The 16756-nt window shown below is 76.2% G+C and carries 14 protein-coding genes; 5 read left to right on the forward strand and 9 right to left on the reverse strand.

Going from position 1 to position 16756, the window contains the following annotated elements; all coding sequences use genetic code 11:
• Nucleotides 1–65: 65 nt before the first annotated feature.
• Together QK440_RS28815 and QK440_RS28820 are read right to left on the reverse strand one after the other, a co-directional pair.
• A complete protein-coding gene (locus QK440_RS28815) occupies nt 66–1232 on the reverse strand; it encodes an alpha-hydroxy-acid oxidizing protein (RefSeq protein ID WP_282796150.1) in 1167 nt (388 codons plus the stop codon).
• Between the two features lie 119 nt (nt 1233–1351).
• A complete protein-coding gene (locus QK440_RS28820; protein WP_190135444.1) occupies nt 1352–1567 on the reverse strand; it encodes a dodecin in 216 nt (71 codons plus the stop codon).
• 303 nt (nt 1568–1870) lie between these two features.
• Here QK440_RS28820 and QK440_RS28825 point away from each other — a divergent pair, with 303 nt between their 5' ends.
• The gene (locus QK440_RS28825) at nt 1871–3097 is read left to right on the forward strand and encodes an extracellular solute-binding protein (RefSeq protein WP_282796163.1); all 1227 of its coding nucleotides are present in this window, start codon (nt 1871–1873) and stop codon (nt 3095–3097) included.
• Between the two features lie 61 nt (nt 3098–3158).
• On the opposite strand, the gene egtD is transcribed toward QK440_RS28825, so the two are convergent.
• The 4 genes from egtD to egtA form a co-directional block, all read right to left on the reverse strand.
• Nucleotides 3159–4121: an L-histidine N(alpha)-methyltransferase gene (gene egtD / locus QK440_RS28830; RefSeq protein WP_282796151.1), complete on the reverse strand. Its 963-nt coding sequence runs from the start codon at nt 4119–4121 to the stop codon at nt 3159–3161.
• Nucleotides 4118–4873 (reverse strand): ergothioneine biosynthesis protein EgtC, encoded by a 756-nt coding sequence (egtC, locus tag QK440_RS28835; protein WP_282796152.1) that lies wholly within the window; start codon nt 4871–4873, stop codon nt 4118–4120. The genes egtD and egtC overlap by 4 nt, the downstream gene beginning before the upstream one ends.
• Entirely contained in the window at nt 4873–6219 is a 1347-nt protein-coding gene (gene egtB / locus QK440_RS28840) for an ergothioneine biosynthesis protein EgtB (protein WP_282796164.1), read from the reverse strand. Before egtB ends, egtC begins: the two co-directional genes overlap by 1 nt.
• Before the next feature lie 131 nt (nt 6220–6350).
• Nucleotides 6351–7709: an ergothioneine biosynthesis glutamate--cysteine ligase EgtA gene (egtA, locus tag QK440_RS28845; protein ID WP_282796153.1), complete on the reverse strand. Its 1359-nt coding sequence runs from the start codon at nt 7707–7709 to the stop codon at nt 6351–6353.
• Between the two features lie 270 nt (nt 7710–7979).
• Here egtA and QK440_RS28850 point away from each other — a divergent pair, with 270 nt between their 5' ends.
• A complete protein-coding gene (locus tag QK440_RS28850) occupies nt 7980–8849 on the forward strand; it encodes a TIGR02452 family protein (protein ID WP_282796154.1) in 870 nt (289 codons plus the stop codon).
• Nucleotides 8850–8975: 126 nt separating this feature from the next.
• Here QK440_RS28850 and QK440_RS28855 read toward each other — a convergent pair whose 3' ends face one another.
• Both QK440_RS28855 and QK440_RS28860 read right to left on the reverse strand, forming a co-directional pair.
• Nucleotides 8976–9287, reverse strand: a complete 312-nt coding sequence (locus tag QK440_RS28855) for a hypothetical protein (RefSeq protein WP_282796155.1) — start codon at nt 9285–9287, stop codon at nt 8976–8978.
• Nucleotides 9288–9372: 85 nt separating this feature from the next.
• Nucleotides 9373–10794 (reverse strand): amidase, encoded by a 1422-nt coding sequence (locus tag QK440_RS28860; protein ID WP_282796156.1) that lies wholly within the window; start codon nt 10792–10794, stop codon nt 9373–9375.
• A gap of 472 nt (nt 10795–11266) precedes the next feature.
• On the opposite strand from QK440_RS28860, the gene QK440_RS28865 reads away from it, so the two are divergent.
• A complete protein-coding gene (locus QK440_RS28865; protein WP_282796157.1) occupies nt 11267–12352 on the forward strand; it encodes a LacI family DNA-binding transcriptional regulator in 1086 nt (361 codons plus the stop codon).
• A gap of 17 nt (nt 12353–12369) precedes the next feature.
• Here the strand turns inward: QK440_RS28865 and trxA are convergent, their stop codons facing one another.
• Nucleotides 12370–12753, reverse strand: coding sequence for a thioredoxin (gene trxA / locus QK440_RS28870; RefSeq protein ID WP_282796158.1), 384 nt, complete (start codon nt 12751–12753; stop codon nt 12370–12372).
• Between the two features lie 117 nt (nt 12754–12870).
• Here trxA and QK440_RS28875 point away from each other — a divergent pair, with 117 nt between their 5' ends.
• Nucleotides 12871–14328: an NAD(P)/FAD-dependent oxidoreductase gene (locus QK440_RS28875; RefSeq protein ID WP_282796159.1), complete on the forward strand. Its 1458-nt coding sequence runs from the start codon at nt 12871–12873 to the stop codon at nt 14326–14328.
• 126 nt (nt 14329–14454) lie between these two features.
• Entirely contained in the window at nt 14455–16602 is a 2148-nt protein-coding gene (locus tag QK440_RS28880; protein ID WP_282796160.1) for a tetratricopeptide repeat protein, read from the forward strand.
• The last annotated feature ends 154 nt before the right edge of the window (nt 16603–16756 follow it).

Raw genomic sequence — 16756 nt, forward strand, 5'->3', positions numbered from 1 at the left:
GCGCGGCGGGAAGGACGCGCACGGCCGGGCGCGGCGGCCAGGCCTCGCGCCCGGCGCCCCGCACGTCACCCCACGCGCCGGAGCGCCTCGGGCGTGAGGTCGGCCAGGGTCGGGTAGCCGTCGACGGCCATGATCAGGTCGGTTTCGGCCAGCAGGGAGCGCAGGACGTGCACGACGCCGTCGGCGCCGCCGAGGGCGAGGCCGTACGCGTAGGGGCGGCCGACGGCGACGGCGGTGGCGCCCAGGGCGAGCGCCTTGACGATGTCGGCGCCGCTGCGGACACCGGAGTCGAACAGGACGGGCAGCCCGTCGGCGGCCGCCACGACGCCGGGCAGCGCGTCGAGCGCGGGCAGCCCGCCGTTGGCCTGCCGTCCGCCGTGGTTGGAGCAGTAGATCCCGTCCGCGCCGCCGTCCCTGGCCCGGCGTACGTCCTCGGGGTGGCACAGGCCCTTGAGGATCAGCGGCAGGTCGGTCAGCGAGCGCAGCCAGGGCAGGTCGTCCCAGGTGAGCGGGTTGCCGAAGACGCGCACCCAGTTCAGGACGGCCTCCTGCGGAGCCTCCTCCGGCGGGCGCTTCACCTGCGCGCGGAAGACCGGGTCGGAGAAGTAGTTGGCGAGGCAGTGCCCGCGCAACTGCGGGAAGTTGGCGGTGCTCAGGTCGCGCGGGCGCCAGCCGGTGACCCAGGTGTCCAGCGTGACGACGATGCCCCGGAACCCGGCGGCCTCCGCCCGGCGCACCAGGCTCTCCGCCAGGTCGCGGTCGGTGGGCGTGTAGAGCTGGAAGTACCCCGGTGTGTCACCGAGCGCGGCCGCGACGTCCTCCATCGGGTCGACCGACAGCGTCGAGGCGATCATCGGCACGCCGGTACGGGCGGCCGCCCGCGCGGCGGCCAGGTCACCGTGGCCGTCCTGGGCGCACAGGCCGAGCACGCCGATGGGTGCCATGAGCACCGGGGAGGGCAGGACCGTCCCGAACAGCTCGACGGACAGGTCGCGTTCGGCCGCGCCGGCGAACACGCGCGGTATGAGGCCCCAGCGTGCGAAGGCGGCCACGTTGGCCCGCTGGGTGTGCTCGTCCCCGGCGCCGCCGGCGACGTACGACCAGACCGAGGGCGGCAGCGCCGCCTCGGCCCGGGCCTCCCACTCCGCGAAGCCCATGGGGAAGCGCGGCGCCACCCCGCCGAGCCCGTCCAGGTAGATCTCGTTCTGGTAGGAACCGAATGCCTGCTCCATGCGCCTGCCCCTCCGCTCCGGGCGCCGTCCCGTGCGGCACCCCGGCGACCAGGGTGCAGGACGGCGCCTTTGGCGCACCACGAGGGCTCACGGCGGTGGAGACGCCAGGGCGCCCCGGCTCAGCCCGCGTCCTCCAGGCGGAAGCCGACCTTCAGGCCCACTTGGTAGTGCTGGATCTCCCCGTTCTCGATGTGGCCGCGCACCTGCGTGACCTCGAACCAGTCCAGGCCGCGCAGCGTCTGCGAGGCGCGGCTGATGCCGTTGCGGATGGCCTGGTCGACGCCCTCGGGGGAGGTGCCGACGATCTCCGTGACCCGGTAGGTGTGGTCGGACATGGGGGAGGTTCTCCTCTCCGCGGCGGTGCGGGTGCCTCCACGGTAGTGCCGCGCGCGGGCGGGGGCCTCCTGACGGCCGGGACGGACGGGGTCACTGGCGCGAGAGGCGCTCTTGACAGATGTGCCGCGCGTGGGGCCGATGTGCCGCGAACCCTTGACCGGATGGCTGGTCCGTACCAAAATCCCGCATACCCGTTCGAGCTCCGCTCTTCCCCACGTCGGGTCCCCTTCCCCCATGCTGTTCTCTGGCAGAAAGTGACCGACGTGACCACGCGCCACAGACGTATCGCCCTTTCCCTCACCCTGTCCTGCGCCGCCACCGCCCTGCTGCCCGGCTGCGACGCCCTGCCCGGCGGGGACGACAAGACCACGGTCACGGTCTGGCTGATGCGCGGCAGCGCCACGGACGCGTTCGTCGAGCGCTTCACCGACGGCTTCGAGAAGCAGCACGGCGACATCGACCTGGACATCCGGATCCACCCGTGGACCGGCATCGGCCCCAAGGTGCAGAAGGCCCTGAAGCGCGACGACGGCCCCGACGTCATCGAGGTCGGCAACACCCAGGTCGCCCAGTACGTCGACGGGGGCGGCCTGGAGGACCTCACCCTGGAGTCCGCGCGCGACCTCGGCATGGACGACTGGCTGCCCGGCCTCGCCGAGCCCGGGCGCTACCGGGGCGCCCAGTACGGGGTGCCGTGGTACGCGGCCAACCGCGTGGTCCTCTACAACAAGGACCTGTTCGCCCGGGCCGGGATCGAGCCGCCCAAGACCCGCGAGCAGTGGCTCGCCGCCACGCAGCGCCTCAATACCGGCGGCAATCAGGGCATCTACCTCGCCGGCCAGGACTGGTACACGCTCGCCGGGTTCGTCTGGGACGAGGGCGGCGACCTCGCCAAGGAGAAGGAGGGCATGTGGAAGGGCGCCCTCGACACCCCGGCGGCGCTGCGCGGGATGGAGTTCTACCAGCGGCTCCAGGAGCTCGGCAACGGGCCGGAGGACGCGGACGAGGAACACCCGCCGCAGGCCGGCGTGTTCGCCAAGGGCGACGTCGCGCAGATGATCGCGGTGCCCGGCACCGCCCGTGCCATCGAGGCGAAGAACCCCCGCCTCAAGGGGAAGATCGGCTACTTTCCGGTCCCCGGCAAGACCGCCCGCAAGCCGGGCGCGGTCTTCACCGGCGGCTCCGACCTCGTCGTGCGCGGGGGGACGAAGGACCGCAAGGCGGCCGTCGAGGTCGTACGGGCCCTCGCGGGCGACAAGTGGCAGAAGGACCTGGCGCGGACGATGAACTACGTGCCGAACAAGACGACGCTTGCGCCCGCCGTCTCCGGCAACCCCGCGGTGGCCGCGATGGCGGCCGGCGCCGCGCGCGGCCGGGCGACGCCCGCCTCGCCCCGCTGGGCCCTGGTCGAGGCCGACAACCCCATCAAGGCGTACATGACGAAGGTGCTCACCGGAGGCGACCCCGCCGCCGAGGCCAAGGCCGCCTCACGCCGCATCACCGAGACCCTGGACGACCACGGCCGCTGAGCCGCCGGGGCGGGGGCCCGCCGACGGCGGACCCCCTGTCCCGCGCTCGGGGCCGCGGCCTTCAGGACGCCGTGCTCAGGGACAGCGCGAACCGGCCGCGCTCGTCCGTCCACCACTGCGTCAGCTCAAGGCCGGCGGCCGCCAGTTCGGCGCGGACGCCGTCCTCGCGGAACTTCGCGGACACCTCCGTCCGCAGGTCCTCGCCGCGGTCGAAGTGGACCGCGAGGTCCAGCGCGGGGATCTTCACCGTCTGCGCGAGCCGGGACCGCAGCCGCATCTCGATCCACTCCTGGTCGCGGTCCCAGACCGCGACGTGGGCGAACGCCTCGGGGTCGAAGTCCGCGCCCAGCTCGCGGTTGACGACCCGCAGGACGTTCTTGTTGAACGCCGCCGTCACTCCGGCCGCGTCGTCGTACGCGGACACGAGGACCGACGCGTCCTTGACCAGGTCCGTGCCGAGGAGCAGCGCGTCGCCGGGGGACAGCAGGCCGCGCACCGAGGCGAGGAACGCGGCGCGCTCGTCGGGCAGCAGGTTGCCGACGGTGCCGCCGAGGAACGCCACCAGGCGCGGCCCCGGCGTCTTTGGGAGCGCCAGGCCCCGGGTGAAGTCGGCGACGAGCGCGTGCACGCGCAGGCCGGGGCGGTCGGCGAGCAGCGAGTTCGCCGCGCCGGTCAGCGCCGACTCGCTGACGTCCACCGGCACGTACGTGTCCAGGTCCGGCAGCGCGTCGAGGAGGTGGCGGGTCTTGTCGGAGGAGCCGGAGCCCAGCTCGATGAGCGTGCGGGCGCCGGTGACCTCGGCGATCCGGGCGGCCCGGGCGACGAGGATCTCCCGCTCGGCGCGCGTCGGGTAGTACTCGGGCAGCGTGGTGATCTCGTCGAACAGGACGCTGCCGCGCGCGTCGTAGAACCACTTCGGCGGCAGCGTCTTCGGGGTGCGGGTCAGGCCGTGCAGGACGTCGGCGCGCAGCGCGGCGCCGGTGGCGTCCTCGGGCAGAGTGCGGGTCAGCGAGAACGGGCTCACGCGGGTGGCTCCTTGAGCGGGGTGAGGAGAACGTCGGTGCGGTCGGCGACCAGCAGGGCGCGGTCGGGCGCCGCGCGCCAGCGCGGGTCGTCGTCGTAGGGCTCGGAGGCCACCACGGTGCGGCGGCCGGGCTCGGTCAGGTACCAGAGGGTGTCGCCCCAGGCGGTCGCGGCGATGCCGTCGCCGTCGGTGAGCAGGAAGTTCAGCCGGGAGCCCGGCGCCGCCGCGGCGACCTCCTGGACGACGTCCGCGAGCGCCTGGCCGGGGCTCTCGCCGCGTGTGAGGCGCGCCAGGACCAGCCGCCACACCAGGGCCGAGTCGCAGCGCGCCTCCAGGGCGAGCAGGTCGGCGGGCGGCAGCGCCCCGGCGAGGTCCGCCAGCGAGCCGGGCCAGCCCGTGACGGCGCCGTTGTGGCTGAACAGCCAGCGGCCCCCGGCGAACGGCGCCGCCGCGGCCTCCCCGTCCGCGCCCGCCGCGGTGGCGTCGCGCACGGCGGCGAGCACCGCCCGGGAGCGCACCACGCGCGCGAGGTCCGCGAACGACAGGTCGGCCCAGATCGGCCCGGCCCTGCGGTAGCGCGCGGGCACCGGGTCGCCGTCGGCGTACCAGCCCACGCCGAAGCCGTCGGCGTTGACGGTGCCGTACCGCTGTCTGCGGGGCGCCCACGACTGCCGGAACAGGCTGTGCGGGGGCGCCACCAGCAGCGCGCCGAGCGGCTCGGCATCGCCCACGTAGGCGAAGTGACGGCACATCAGGCGACTCCCGCCGCCGACTCGGCGGCCGTGGCGTCGCGCGCCGTGCGGAAGCCGGAGAAGATCTGCCGCCGCACCGGGTGGTCCCAGTTGCGGAAGGTGCCCCGGCAGGCGACGGCGTCCACGGAGAACGCGCCGCCGCGCAGCACCTTGTAGTCGCCGCCGAAGAACACCTCGGAGTACTCGCGGTAGGGGAAGGCGACGAAGCCCGGGTAGGGCAGGAAGTCGCTCGCCGTCCACTCCCACACGTCGCCCATCAACTGGCGTATCCCGAGCGGCGACGCGCCCCGCGGATAGCTGCCCGCGGGCGCCGGGCGCAGATGGCGCTGGCCCAGGTTCGCGTGCCGGGGCGTGGGGTCCTCGTCGCCCCACGGGTAGCGGGCCGAGCGGTCCTCGCCGGGCCGGTGGCGCGCGGCCTTCTCCCACTCCGCCTCCGTGGGCAGGCGCCGCCCCGCCCAGCGCGCGTACGCGTCGGCCTCGTACCAGCTCACGTGCACCACCGGCTCGTCGGCGGGCGCCGGCTCGACGTGGCCGAAGCGCCGCCGCAGCCACTGCCCGCCCTCGCGGCGCCAGAACAGCGGGGCCGTGATGCCGTGGGCGCGCACCATCTCCCAGCCGCGCTCGTGCCACCAGCGCGGCTCGTCGTAGCCGCCGTCCTCGACGAAACGCTGGTACGCGGCGTTCGTCACCGGCGTGGTGTCGAGGAAGAACGGCGCCACCAGGCGCCGGTGGGCGGGGCGCTCGTTGTCCAGCGCCCACGGCTCGGTGGACGTGCCCATCGTGAACGGGCCGCCGGGGACCAGGACTTCCGACGGACCGTCGTACGCCGGGACGGGGTCGGGGTCCGGGGCGGTGAGCGCCGGGGCGCCCCTGCGGAGCTGATGGGTGATCAGCATGGTTTCGTCGTGCTGCTGTTCGTGCTGGGCGATCATCCCGAAGGCGAACCCGGCGTCGGTCAGGCCGTCGCGGGCGGGTGCCCCGGCGTGCGCGAACGGCGTGCCCGGGGTGAACGGGGCGCTCTCCAGTACGTCGAGCGCCCGGCCGCGCACCTCGGCGGCGTAGCGGCGGGCCTCGGCGGGCGGCAGCAGCGGCAGGGAGGGCCGGGCGGCACGCGGGTGCTCGAAGGCGTCGTACAGGGAGTCGATCTCGGGCCGCAGCGCGTCACGGCCGCCGACCGCGCGCAGCAGCCACTGCTCCTCCTGGTTGCTTATGTGGGCGAGGTCCCACACCAGCGGCGACATCAGCGGCGAGTGCTGAGCGGTCAGGTCGGCGTCGTCGACGCAGGAGGTGAGCAGCGCGGTGCGCTCCCGCGCGGCGACCAGCGCGGCCCGCGCACGCCGCCGCAGCGCCTCGGGGTCGGGGGCCGCCTCGTGCGGCTCGGTCCGGTGCGGGGCGGGGGCCGTTCCGCCGTGGGTGCGGGCCGCTCCGCCCGGGGTGCGGTCCGCCTCGTACGGGGTTCGGGCCGTGGAGCCGGTCGTCACAGTACGTCCTTCCCGGGGGTGAGCGCCCCTCGTGCGTCGAGTGCGTCGAGCAGGTCGTCGGCGGGGCAGCGCCCGCGCGCGACGTACCGGTCGGCGTGCGCGGCGACCGCGGCCGTCACCTCGGGGGAGGCGCCGAGCCGGGGCAGCGCGTCCAGGGCGGCGGCGAAGCAGGCCTGAGCCGCCTCGCGCAGCTCCGGGTCCGTCAGGCCGTGGCGCGCCGCGTCCCGCCACAGGGCGTTGTGCGGCGCCGGTGCCGCCCCGGCCCGCTCGGCCAGCGGCTTGACGGTGCGGTAGGCGGTCTCGGAGGCCTGCGCGTCGTCGAACAGCGCGGTCGTCACCGCCAGCGGCACCACCCAGCCGTCCTCGCCGGGCTGCGCGTCGACCATGCGCAGCTCCAGGTGCCCGCGCGGCCTGACCGGCGGGAACAGCGTGGTCAGGTGGTAGGCGAGGTCGGCGCGGGTGGGCGGCCGGGGCAGCCCCGAGCGCACCCAGGAGCGGAAACTCAGCCCCTCGGGCACCAGCCACGGCGCCCCGTCCGAGGCGTCGGAGGCGTCGGCGGCTCCGGTGGTCCCGGCGGCCTCGGCGTCCCGCGTACGGACGCACATCACCGGCGCGTCCAGGGCGTGCCGGGCCCAGGCCGTCCGCGGCTCGTCGTCGAGCGCGGGCGCGCCCGACCTGCCGGGGTCGATGCCCGCCCAGACGGCCTGCCGCGTGGAGCGCCAGCCGGTGGCGCGGCCGTCCTGCACCGGCGAGTTGGCGAAGGCCGCCACCAGGACCGGCCCCAGCAGGTGCGCGAGCCGCCAGCGGCGCGCGAAGCCGAGCGGGCCCGGCTCCTCGTACCCGGCGTCCAGGCAGATCTGCACGGACGCGGTGGAGCACATCATGCGGCGCCCGGCCTCGCCCGTGCGGTCGAACCACGACTCCATGGCGTCGTAACGCGGCTCGCGCAGTACGCGCGTGGGGGCGCGCCAGGGGTCGGCGCCGAGGCCGGTGAGGGTCAGATCCAGGGGACTCAGAGCGTCACGGACGAGGGCCACATCGGCGGCGACGGCGGAGACGCAGTCCGTGAGCGAGGGGGCGGGCAGCGAGCTGAGCTCCAGCTGACCGCCGGGTTCCACGGTGACCGCCGAGTGCGGTGCTCGGGTCCGCAGCACCGCGCGGGCGGCCTCGACGCGGGCGGACGTGACGGGAAGGCGCGGGGAACGCCGGTCGTGGACGAGCCACTCCAGCTCGACACCCACGGTGGCGGGCGGCCCTGTCTTGAAGCAGATGCCGCGCACCAGGGCCTCGACCTCGGCCTCGGTCACGGCGTCACCGAGGGGCGCGTGACGGTGCGTACAGTCTCCCTCTGGCATGCCGGGAACCTCCTGTTCCGGTACGGCGGGAACACGGCCCGGCGGTGGCCGGGCCCGGACGGCGCCGATGAACAGCGCTCGTAACACCCAAGACGGTCCCGGTATTTCGCACAAGACGGCCGCCGGTGGCCGGGAAATGCCGTTGCGGTGAACGACCGGCGCGCCCCACCATCTGTTCATGCACCACACGGGGGATTTTTTCCGACGCACCACTGCCCTGCCCATCCCGCACAGGATGGCCGAAACGGCACACCTGACCCAGGGGAAGCGATGAGCGCCCGGCTGCGCGGCATCGCGCAGGAGACGGCGGCGATCGTCGCCGCGGGCGGCTACACCGCCCCGGACGGGCGGTACGTCCGCCTCGCCGACCAGGTGGCCGCCGCCCGCGCCGGCACCCGGGTCCACGGCCCCGGGCCGGTCGCCGTTCCCGACGGTGTGGAGCCGCGCGCCGCGGGCCCGACGCTCATCGAGGTCACGGGGGAGTCCAGCCTGGAGGCGGCCCGCCGCCTGGTCGCCGACGGCGCGGACCCGGTGGCCGTGCTGAACTTCGCCTCCGCCCGCAACCCGGGCGGCGGCTTCCTCAACGGCGCCCAGGCCCAGGAGGAGGCGCTGTGCCGCGCCTCCGCGCTGTACGCCTGCCTGCTCGAGGCGCGGGCGTACTACGACCACCACCGCGCCCAGCGCGACCCGTTCTACAGCGACCGCGTCGTGCACAGCCCGGCCGTGCCCGTCTTCCGCGACGACCGCGGCGCGCTCCTGGACGTCCCGTACGAGGCGGGGTTCCTCACCTCGCCCGCGCCGAACGCCGGGGTGATCCGGCGGCGCGCCCCCGAGCGGGCCGCCGAGGTGCCCGGGGCCCTCGCCGTCCGGGCCGAGCGCGTCCTGGAGACGGCCGCGGCCTGCGGCTACCGCCGCCTGGTGCTCGGCGCCTGGGGCTGCGGGGTCTTCCAGAACGACCCGGCGCAGGTCGCGGAGGCCTTCCGGGCACTGCTCAGCACGGGCGGACGGTTCGCGGGGCACTTCGCACACGTGGTGTTCGGCGTCCTGGACCGCACGAAGGGCGCGACGACGCGCGGGGCGTTCGAGAAGGCGTTCGCGCGGGGGGACGACGCGTGGCGGGGCCGGGAGGCGCGCGCGTAGGCGCGACGAGGCGCGGGGCTTTCGAGGAGGGGTCGGGGTAGGCGGGACGACGGGTGCCGCGCTCGGGGAGGCATGCGCGCGGGCGCGGCGGGCGCGGCCGGGGAGCGGGGGCCACCGGAGAGGGCGTCAGCTTTCGGGGTGCTCGATCCGGTACTGCTCCGCCAGCTCCTCGAAGAGCCCGTCCGTGGCCTCGCCCAGCGTGACCGGGTGCGCCTCGCCCACGAACGCCCGTACGCGGTCGGCCACTTCCGCGGCCTTCGCGGCGCTCGCGAAGATGCCGAGCACCAGCGCGTCGTCGCCGAGGGTGAGGCCCCACGGCACCTCGCAGGGCCCGTCGTGGTCCTCGACCGGGCACAACAGCCGCGTGACGGGCTCCTGGAGCGCGAGCGCCGTGTCCGTGTCGGCGCATCCGTGGATGTGGATCTCGTAGAGCTGCACGGACCGGACGGTAGACGGCGCTCCCGCGCGGCGCACCGCAATTTCCCGGCCGCCCCTCGGGCGGCCCCGCCCCGGTGCGCCCCGGTCAGGGCGTCGCGGGCGTGCCCGCCAGCGGTTCGGGCCAGTAGCGGTGCCAGCGCCGGTCGTCCTCCAACTGCGCGGCGAGCGAGATGAGCAGGGGCTCGCCGCCCTCGGGGCCCAGGAGCTGGGCTCCGACGGGCAGGCCGCCCGCGACGCGGCCCGCGGGCACGTTCACGCCCGGCCAGCCGAGCACGTTCCACGGCCACGCGTACGGGCACGCCGCGATCATCGCCTGGTCGGTGCGCCAGCCGTTGAGCTTCGCGAGGGTCCCGACGGGCGGCGGCGGGGTCGCCGTGGTGGGCGCGAGCACCACGTCGTACGTGTCGAAGACGGCGCCCACCCGGCGGTGCAGGGTCGCCTCCGCCCGGCGCGACAGGCGCAGCGGCGCCCCGCCGAGGAGCCGGCCGAGGCGCGCGGCCTCCTTGGTGCGCGGGTCGAGGAGCGAGGGGTCGGGCACCTGGCGCACCCAGTCGGCGATGCCCGCCGTGGCCCGGGGGACGAAGGCCAGGCCGATCTGCCCGTAGCGCGGGTCGGCCTCCTCCACGTCGTGCCCGAGCGCGGCCAGGCGGTTGGCGAGGTCGACCACCTTCGTCCGCACCAGCGGGTGCAGCCGCTTGGGCGTGCCCGTGAACGGCGTGCGCAGCGAGAGCGCGATCCGCAGTTTGCCCGGCTCGCGCGTCGCGGCCTCGGCGGCGCGGATCGGGGGCGGCCGGTGCGGGTCGTCCTCGTGGTTGCCGCCGGCGGCGTCGAGGAGCAGCGCGGCGTCGGCGACGGTGCGGGCGAGCGGGCCGTTCACGGTGATGCCGTTGAACGCCTCCGGCCACGGCCAGGTGGAGATGCGCCCGCGCTGCGGCTTGATGCCGACGAGGTGCGTCCAGGCGGCCGGGATCCGCACCGAACCCGCCCCGTCCGAGCCGAGGGCCGCCGGTACGAGGCCCGCGGCGACGGCCGCGGCGGAACCGCCCGACGAACCGCCCGGCGTGTGCCCGGTGTTCCACGGATTGCGGGTGTCACCGAAGGCGGGGCCCTCGGTGAACGGCCACTGCCCCAGCTCGGACGTGTTGGTCTTGCCGACGATCACCGCGCCCGCCGCCCGCAGCCTGTGCACCGCCTCTGCGTCCCGCGCCGTGGGCGGGAAGTCGCCGGGGCAGCCGAACGCCGTGGGCTCGCCCGCCACGTCGGTGTCGTCCTTCACCGCCACGGGCACCCCGAGCAGCGGGGCGCGGACGCCCGCCGCCAACTGCCGGTCGGCGGCGTCCGCCTCGGCGAGCGCCGCCTCGGCGCGCACCACGCGGAAGGCGTTGAGCACGGGCTGCGTCGCCCGGATCCGGGCGAGCGCCCGCTCGGTCAGCTCCCGCGCGGACACCTCACCGGCGGCGAGCGCACGGGCGGCCTCCGCGAGGCCTTCGGAACGATCGGCGGTCATCTTGCGGCACCTTCACTTCGAACGACGGTCGGCGAACGGTCAGTGGGTGGTGAGGGGACGGGGGACGGCGGGCGACGGCAGCGGGCGCCCCCGGAGCGTCGGCGCCACGAGGGGTGGCACGGGTCGCGCGCGGGGAGCCGCACGCCGCCTGCCGCGCCGCGCCCGCACACGCCCGCACCACACCCCCGCTCGCGCCACCCTCACCTACCGCACGGTAGCTTCCGGTCGGGCAACGCGGTATCGGTTGGCGGGAGTTCGCCTCCGTCCGCCGCGCGCGGGGCCGTGCCGTGGCGGCGCGCGTACGCGGCGTGTGCCGCCTCCGCCGGGCCGCGCGTGCGCGGGCACCGGCGCGTATGACACACCGCGCCACCAGCCACGACGGTGTGCGCGGCCGTGCCCCGTCCCCTGCCCGGCAGCGCCCCCGCGCCCGCCTGGGTGCGCCCCGGGGCGGTCTGGAAGGATTGCCCTCGTCATGGTGCAGATACCGAAGCAGCAGCCCGCGCCGGGCCCGGCGCCGGACGCGCCGAGCCCGCCATCCGACCCCGAACTGCGGGACGCCCCGCACCCCGTGCCGACCAGTGCCGACGTCGCCCGCCTCGCGGGTGTCTCCCGCGCGACCGTCAGCTACGTCTTGAACAACACCAGTGCCGTGCGGATCAGCGAGCCCACGCGCCGCCGCGTCCTGGAGGCCGCCAAGGAGCTCGGGTACGTCCCGCACGCCGCCGCCCGCAGCCTGCGCGCCGGACACACCCGCATGGTGCTCATGCCCACGCCGCAGATCCCCGTGGGCCCGCTCTTCAGCCAGTTCTTCAGCGAGTTGCAGTGGGCGCTCAGCCGGTTCGACTACACCGTCGTGCAGTACGGCAGCCTCGGCCTGACCGGTGAGGAGGCCGCCCGCGCCTGGGCCGAGCTGCGGCCGGTCGCGGTCCTCGCGCCCGACGCGACCGCGCTCGGCGCCCGCGGCGTGGCCGTGCTCAAGCGCTCCGGCGCCAAGGCGGTCTTCACGCTCGGCCCGCAGCGCGCCGAGGGCGCGCACGCGCTGCTCATGGACCAGCGCCTGGTCGGCCGCAGCGCGGTGGAGCACCTGCTGGCCCGCGGCCGCCGCCGCATAGGGGTCGTCGTGCCCGAGGAACCGGGCCTGGAGCCCTTCGCCCGGCCGCGCCTGGACGGGGCCCGCGCCGCCGTCCGCGGGGCGGGCGCCGCCGAGGTGACCGAACTGCCCCTCGGCTACGGCGAGGACTCCGCCGCCCGGCTCGCCGCCCGCTGGCGGCCGCTCGGCCTCGACGCGGTGTACGCGTACAACGACGAGTACGCGATGCTGCTGATGCGCGCCCTGCAGGACGAGGGCATACGGGTCCCGGACGAGACCGCCGTCGTCGGTGCCGACGACCTGATGCTGGGGCGGCTGCTGCGGCCGCGCCTGAGCAGCGTGCGCATCGAACTGCCCTCAGGCCGCGGCCTCGCGGAACTCGTCCACCGCGTGGTGCGGGAGCCGGGCACCCGGCCCGAGGTGCACGACGTGCTCGGCGCGAGCGTGGTGCACCGCGAGTCGAGCTGACCCCGGCCGCCGGGGGCCTACGCCTGGTCCCGCTCCTTGGCCTGCTGCTCCGCGACCGACTTGCGGACCTCGTCCATGTCCAGCTTGCGCGCCTGCCCGATCACGTCCTCCAGGGCGGCCTCCGGCAGCGCGCCCGGCTGCGCGAACACCGCCACCTGGTCGCGGACGATCATCAGCGTGGGGATCGACTGGATGCCGAACGCGGCGGCGAGCTCGGGCTGCGCCTCCGTGTCCACCTTGCCGAAGACCAGGTCCGGGTTGTCCTCCGCGGCCTTCTCGTACACCGGTGCGAACTGGCGGCACGGACCGCACCAGGACGCCCAGAAGTCGATCAGCACGAAGTCGTTCTCCGTCATCGTCTGGTCGAAGTTTTCCTTCGTGAGCTCCACGGTCGTGCTCATGATGAGTCTCTCTTCCTGGTGGGGGCGAAGCCGTCCTGCACAACGGCCATGACGATGGCCGTATTCCGCGCGCGTACCCATGTGGCCCCGGCGCACACATGCCCCCAGACTGTCCCCATGACGCCAACCTCGAACGCCGCGGCCGCCTCACCCGCCACGGACACCAGCACGTACGACGTCGTGGTCCTCGGGGCCGGACCGGTGGGGGAGAACGTCGCCGACCGGGTCCGCGCCGCGGGCCTCAGCGCGGCGATCGTGGAGAGCGAACTCGTCGGCGGCGAGTGCTCGTACTGGGCCTGCATGCCCAGCAAGGCACTGCTGCGCCCCGTCGTGGCCCGCGCCGACGCCCGCCGCGTGCCCGGCCTGCGCCACCTCGTCGAGGGCCCCCTGGACGCGGCCGCCGTCCTCGCGCACCGCGACGACTACGCCTCCCACTGGAAGGACGACGGCCAGGCGGGCTGGCTCGACTCGATCGGCGTGGACCTGTTCCGCGGCGTGGGCCGCCTCGCGGGCACCCGCCGGGTGACCGTCACCGCCCCCGACGGCACCGTGCGGGAGCTGGCGGCCCGGCACGCCGTCGCCGTCTGCACCGGCAGCCGCGCCGTCGTCCCCGACCTGCCCGGCGCCGCCGACGCCAAGCCGTGGACCAGCCGCGAGGCGACCAGCGCCGACCACGTGCCCGAGCGGCTGATCGTGGTCGGCGGCGGCGTGGTCGGCGTCGAGATGGCCACGGCCTGGCAGGCCCTCGGCTCCCACGTGACCCTGCTGGTACGCGGGGCCGTGCTGCCCAGGATGGAGCCGTTCGCCGGGGAACTCGTCGCCGACGCGCTGCGCGAGGCGGGCGCGGAGGTGCGTACGGACACCTCCGTGACGGCGGTGCACCGGCAGAACGGCACCGTCACCGTCGAACTCGACGGCGGCGACCGGATCGGCGCCGACGAGATCCTCTTCGCCACCGGCCGCGCCCCGCGCACCGACGACCTCGGCCTGGACACCGTCGGCCTGGAACCGGGCGCGTGGCTGTCCGTGGACGAGAGCTGCCGGGTGACCGGCAGCGACTGGCTGTACGCCGTCGGCGACGTGAACCGCCGCGCGCTCCTGACCCACCAGGGCAAGTACCAGGCGCGGGTCGCGGGCGCCGCGATCGCCGCTCGCGCGCAGGGCGTCCCCCTGCTCGAGACCGACCGCTGGGGCGCCCACAGCGCCACCGCCGACCACGACGCGGTCCCGCAGGTCGTCTTCACCGACCCGGAGGTGGCGTCGGCCGGCCTGACCCTCGCCGCCGCCGAGGCCGCGGGCCGCCGCGTCCGCGCCGTCGACTACGACCTCGCGAACGTGGCCGGGTCGGGCCTGTACGCCGACGGCTACCGGGGCCGCGCCCGCATGGTCGTCGACCTGGACCGGGAGGTCCTGCTCGGCGTCACCTTCGCCGGTCCCGGCGTCGGCGAGCTCCTCCACTCGGCCACCGTCGCCGTCGCGGGCGAGGTGCCGATCGACCGCCTGTGGCACGCGGTCCCGGCGTACCCGACCATCAGCGAGGTGTGGCTGCGCCTGCTGGAGACGTACCGGGGCTGAACGCCCGCCCGGGACAGGCCCGATGGCGACGCCGTCGGGCCTCCCCGTGGTGATGTCCGCGCGGATAAGGTGGCCTGCCGGGGCGGCGGCGCCCCGGCGCGGGACTCCGAGGAGAGCGGGGGCACGGTGGATCCCATTTCGCTGGGCATGGCGACGGCGACCCTGGCGGCGGTGGGGTCCGGGATGGCCAACGAGGCGGGCAGGCAGCTCTACACCCTCGTCGGCGGCCTGTTCGGGGCCGGCACCCGCGCCCCGGACCGGACCGCGGGGCTCACCGCGCTCGCCCCCGAACTCGCCGAGGCCGCCCGCCACGACCCCGTGGTGGCCGCCCGCCTCGCCGAGCTGGGCCGCCTCGCGGAGCTGTCGCTGCCCGGCCCCGCGACCCTGGCGGTGTCCCAACCGCCGCCGCCGGTACGGACGTTCGTCGACCGCCAGGAGCCGCTGCGGCGCCTGCGGCGCGAAGCGGCCCGCAAGCACGACGGACGCCCCCGCCGGGTCCTGCTGCACGGCCCCGAGGGCGTCGGCACCACCGGCCTCGCCGTGCAGTTCGGCGCGGGGGAGGAGCACCGCTTCCCCGACGGACGGCTGTACGTCGACCTCGCCTCGGGGCCCGGCGGCGCGCCCCTCGACGCCGAGACCGCCCTGCGCACGGCCCTGACCGGGCTCGGCGTCGCCGACCGGGACGTCCCGCCGGGGCCGCGGGAGCGGGCCGCGCTGTTCGCCCGCCTCCTCACCGGACGGCGGCTCCTCGTCATCCTCGACCACGCCCACTCCGCCGCCCAGGTCGGCCCCCTCCTCGCGTCGTCGCCCGGCGTCCTCACCCTGGTCGTCGCCCACCGGCGCCTGACCGGCCTCGACGCCGAGACCGTCGAGGTCGCGCCGCTCACCCGCCGCCACGCCCGGGAGCTGCTCACCAGGGCGGCCGGCAAGGAGGCGGTGGACCGGCTCGGCCCGGCGCTGCCGGCCACGCTGGCGCGGTGCGCCGGATCCCCGTACGCCCTGTGGGCCACCGCCGCGCACGTCGCCGACGGCGGCCGCGACCCCGCGAGGACGCCCGTGCCCGCCGCCCCCCACCCCGACGAGGCGCTGCTGGACGGCCTCTACGACGACCTGGAGCCGGACCTGGCCCGCGTCCACCGGCGCGGCGCGCTGTGGCCCTGGCACACGGTGACCGCGGGCCCCGTGGCCGCCGCGGCCGGCCTCGACGAGACCACTGCCGCGGCCCTCCTGGACCGCCTCGTCGAGCGCAGGCTCCTGGACCAGCCGGAGCCGGGCCGCTACCGCTACCGGCCTTCGGTACGCCGCCACGCCGAGCGGAGGGCCGGGCGCGAGGACGGCGTCGCGGGCTGCGCCCGGGCCGTGGAGCGGACGCTCCAGTGGTACCTGCGCTTCGCCGTGGCGGCCGACCTGGACGCGCTGCCCCAGCGCTGGCACCTGGGAGCGGCCTACGCCCGGGCCGCCCCGGGCACGTACCCGGACCCGGGCGCGGCCCTCGCCGCGCTGCTCGCCGAGCGCGGCAACCTCGTCCAGGCGGTCCTCGCCGCCCGGGAGTACGGCTTCGGGGACATGGCCTGCTCGCTGGCGGAGGCGCTGTGGACCGTCCTGCTCAAGGCCGGCCATCACGAGGAGCTGCTGCCCGCGCTGCGGGCCGCGGCACAGGCCGCCGACACAATCTGCCCGGGCACCCGGATGGCGGGGCGCCTGCACACCTACCTGGCCTCCGCCCTCATCGAGACGCTCGCCTTCGACGAGGCCGAGCGCGAGGCCGCCGCCGCGCTGGAGGCCGAGCGCCGGGCGGAGCACCTGCGGGGCCAGGCGACGGCGGTGGAGACCCTCGGCCGCGTCCAGCTCGCGCGGTGGGCGTTCCGGGAGGCCGACGAGCTGTTCGCCGAGGCCGGGCGCATCGCCGACCGCATCGGCCCAGACGACGACGGCTTCGCCGACCTGCCCCGCGTCCGCGCCCTGCTCCAGCGCTTCCGGGGCCGGGCCCAGCGGGGCATCGCCCTGCGCGACAACCTGCCCCTGGACGAGGCGGAGGGGCGGCTGCGGGAGGCGATGCGCTTCTTCGACGCCACCGGTGAGGCGTACAACGGCGCCCGCGCCCGCACCGACCTCGCCGAGCTGTACGTCCTCAGCGGCCGCCGCGAAGCCGCCCTGCCGCTCATCGACCGGGCCCTGGAGACGCTGACGGGCGAGAACGCCCACCAGCACGTGGCGTACCTGCGGGCACTGCGCGACGGACACGCCGCCGGCCCGCCGGAGCCGCGGGACTGACCCGCCGCGCCCGCAGGGGGGAGGCCCGGGCCCGGGGGGGGGGGGGGGGGGGGGGGGGGGGGGGGGGGGCGGGCGCGGGACCGCGGGGGGGGGGGGCGGGGGGGGCGGCGCGGCGCCGGGGGGCCGGCCGGGCGCGGCCGGGGGCGGGGGGGCC

Origin of the sequence: Streptomyces sp. CC224B, from assembly GCF_030010595.1 — a bacterium.
GTDB lineage: Bacteria > Actinomycetota > Actinomycetes > Streptomycetales > Streptomycetaceae > Streptomyces > Streptomyces longispororuber.

What these genes read in the sequence shown, in the direction of transcription:
- egtC (WP_282796152.1), bottom strand. Translation starts at nt 4,873, where the DNA reads ATGTGCCGTCACTTCGCCTACGTGGGCGATGCCGAGCCGCTCGGCGCG.
- QK440_RS28865 (WP_282796157.1), top strand. Translation starts at nt 11,267, where the DNA reads ATGGTGCAGATACCGAAGCAGCAGCCCGCGCCGGGCCCGGCGCCGGAC.
- QK440_RS28860 (WP_282796156.1), bottom strand. Translation starts at nt 10,794, where the DNA reads ATGACCGCCGATCGTTCCGAAGGCCTCGCGGAGGCCGCCCGTGCGCTC.
- QK440_RS28815 (WP_282796150.1), bottom strand. Translation starts at nt 1,232, where the DNA reads ATGGAGCAGGCATTCGGTTCCTACCAGAACGAGATCTACCTGGACGGG.
- egtA (WP_282796153.1), bottom strand. Translation starts at nt 7,709, where the DNA reads ATGCCAGAGGGAGACTGTACGCACCGTCACGCGCCCCTCGGTGACGCC.
- QK440_RS28875 (WP_282796159.1), top strand. Translation starts at nt 12,871, where the DNA reads ATGACGCCAACCTCGAACGCCGCGGCCGCCTCACCCGCCACGGACACC.
- trxA (WP_282796158.1), bottom strand. Translation starts at nt 12,753, where the DNA reads ATGAGCACGACCGTGGAGCTCACGAAGGAAAACTTCGACCAGACGATG.
- QK440_RS28850 (WP_282796154.1), top strand. Translation starts at nt 7,980, where the DNA reads ATGAGCGCCCGGCTGCGCGGCATCGCGCAGGAGACGGCGGCGATCGTC.
- QK440_RS28820 (WP_190135444.1), bottom strand. Translation starts at nt 1,567, where the DNA reads ATGTCCGACCACACCTACCGGGTCACGGAGATCGTCGGCACCTCCCCC.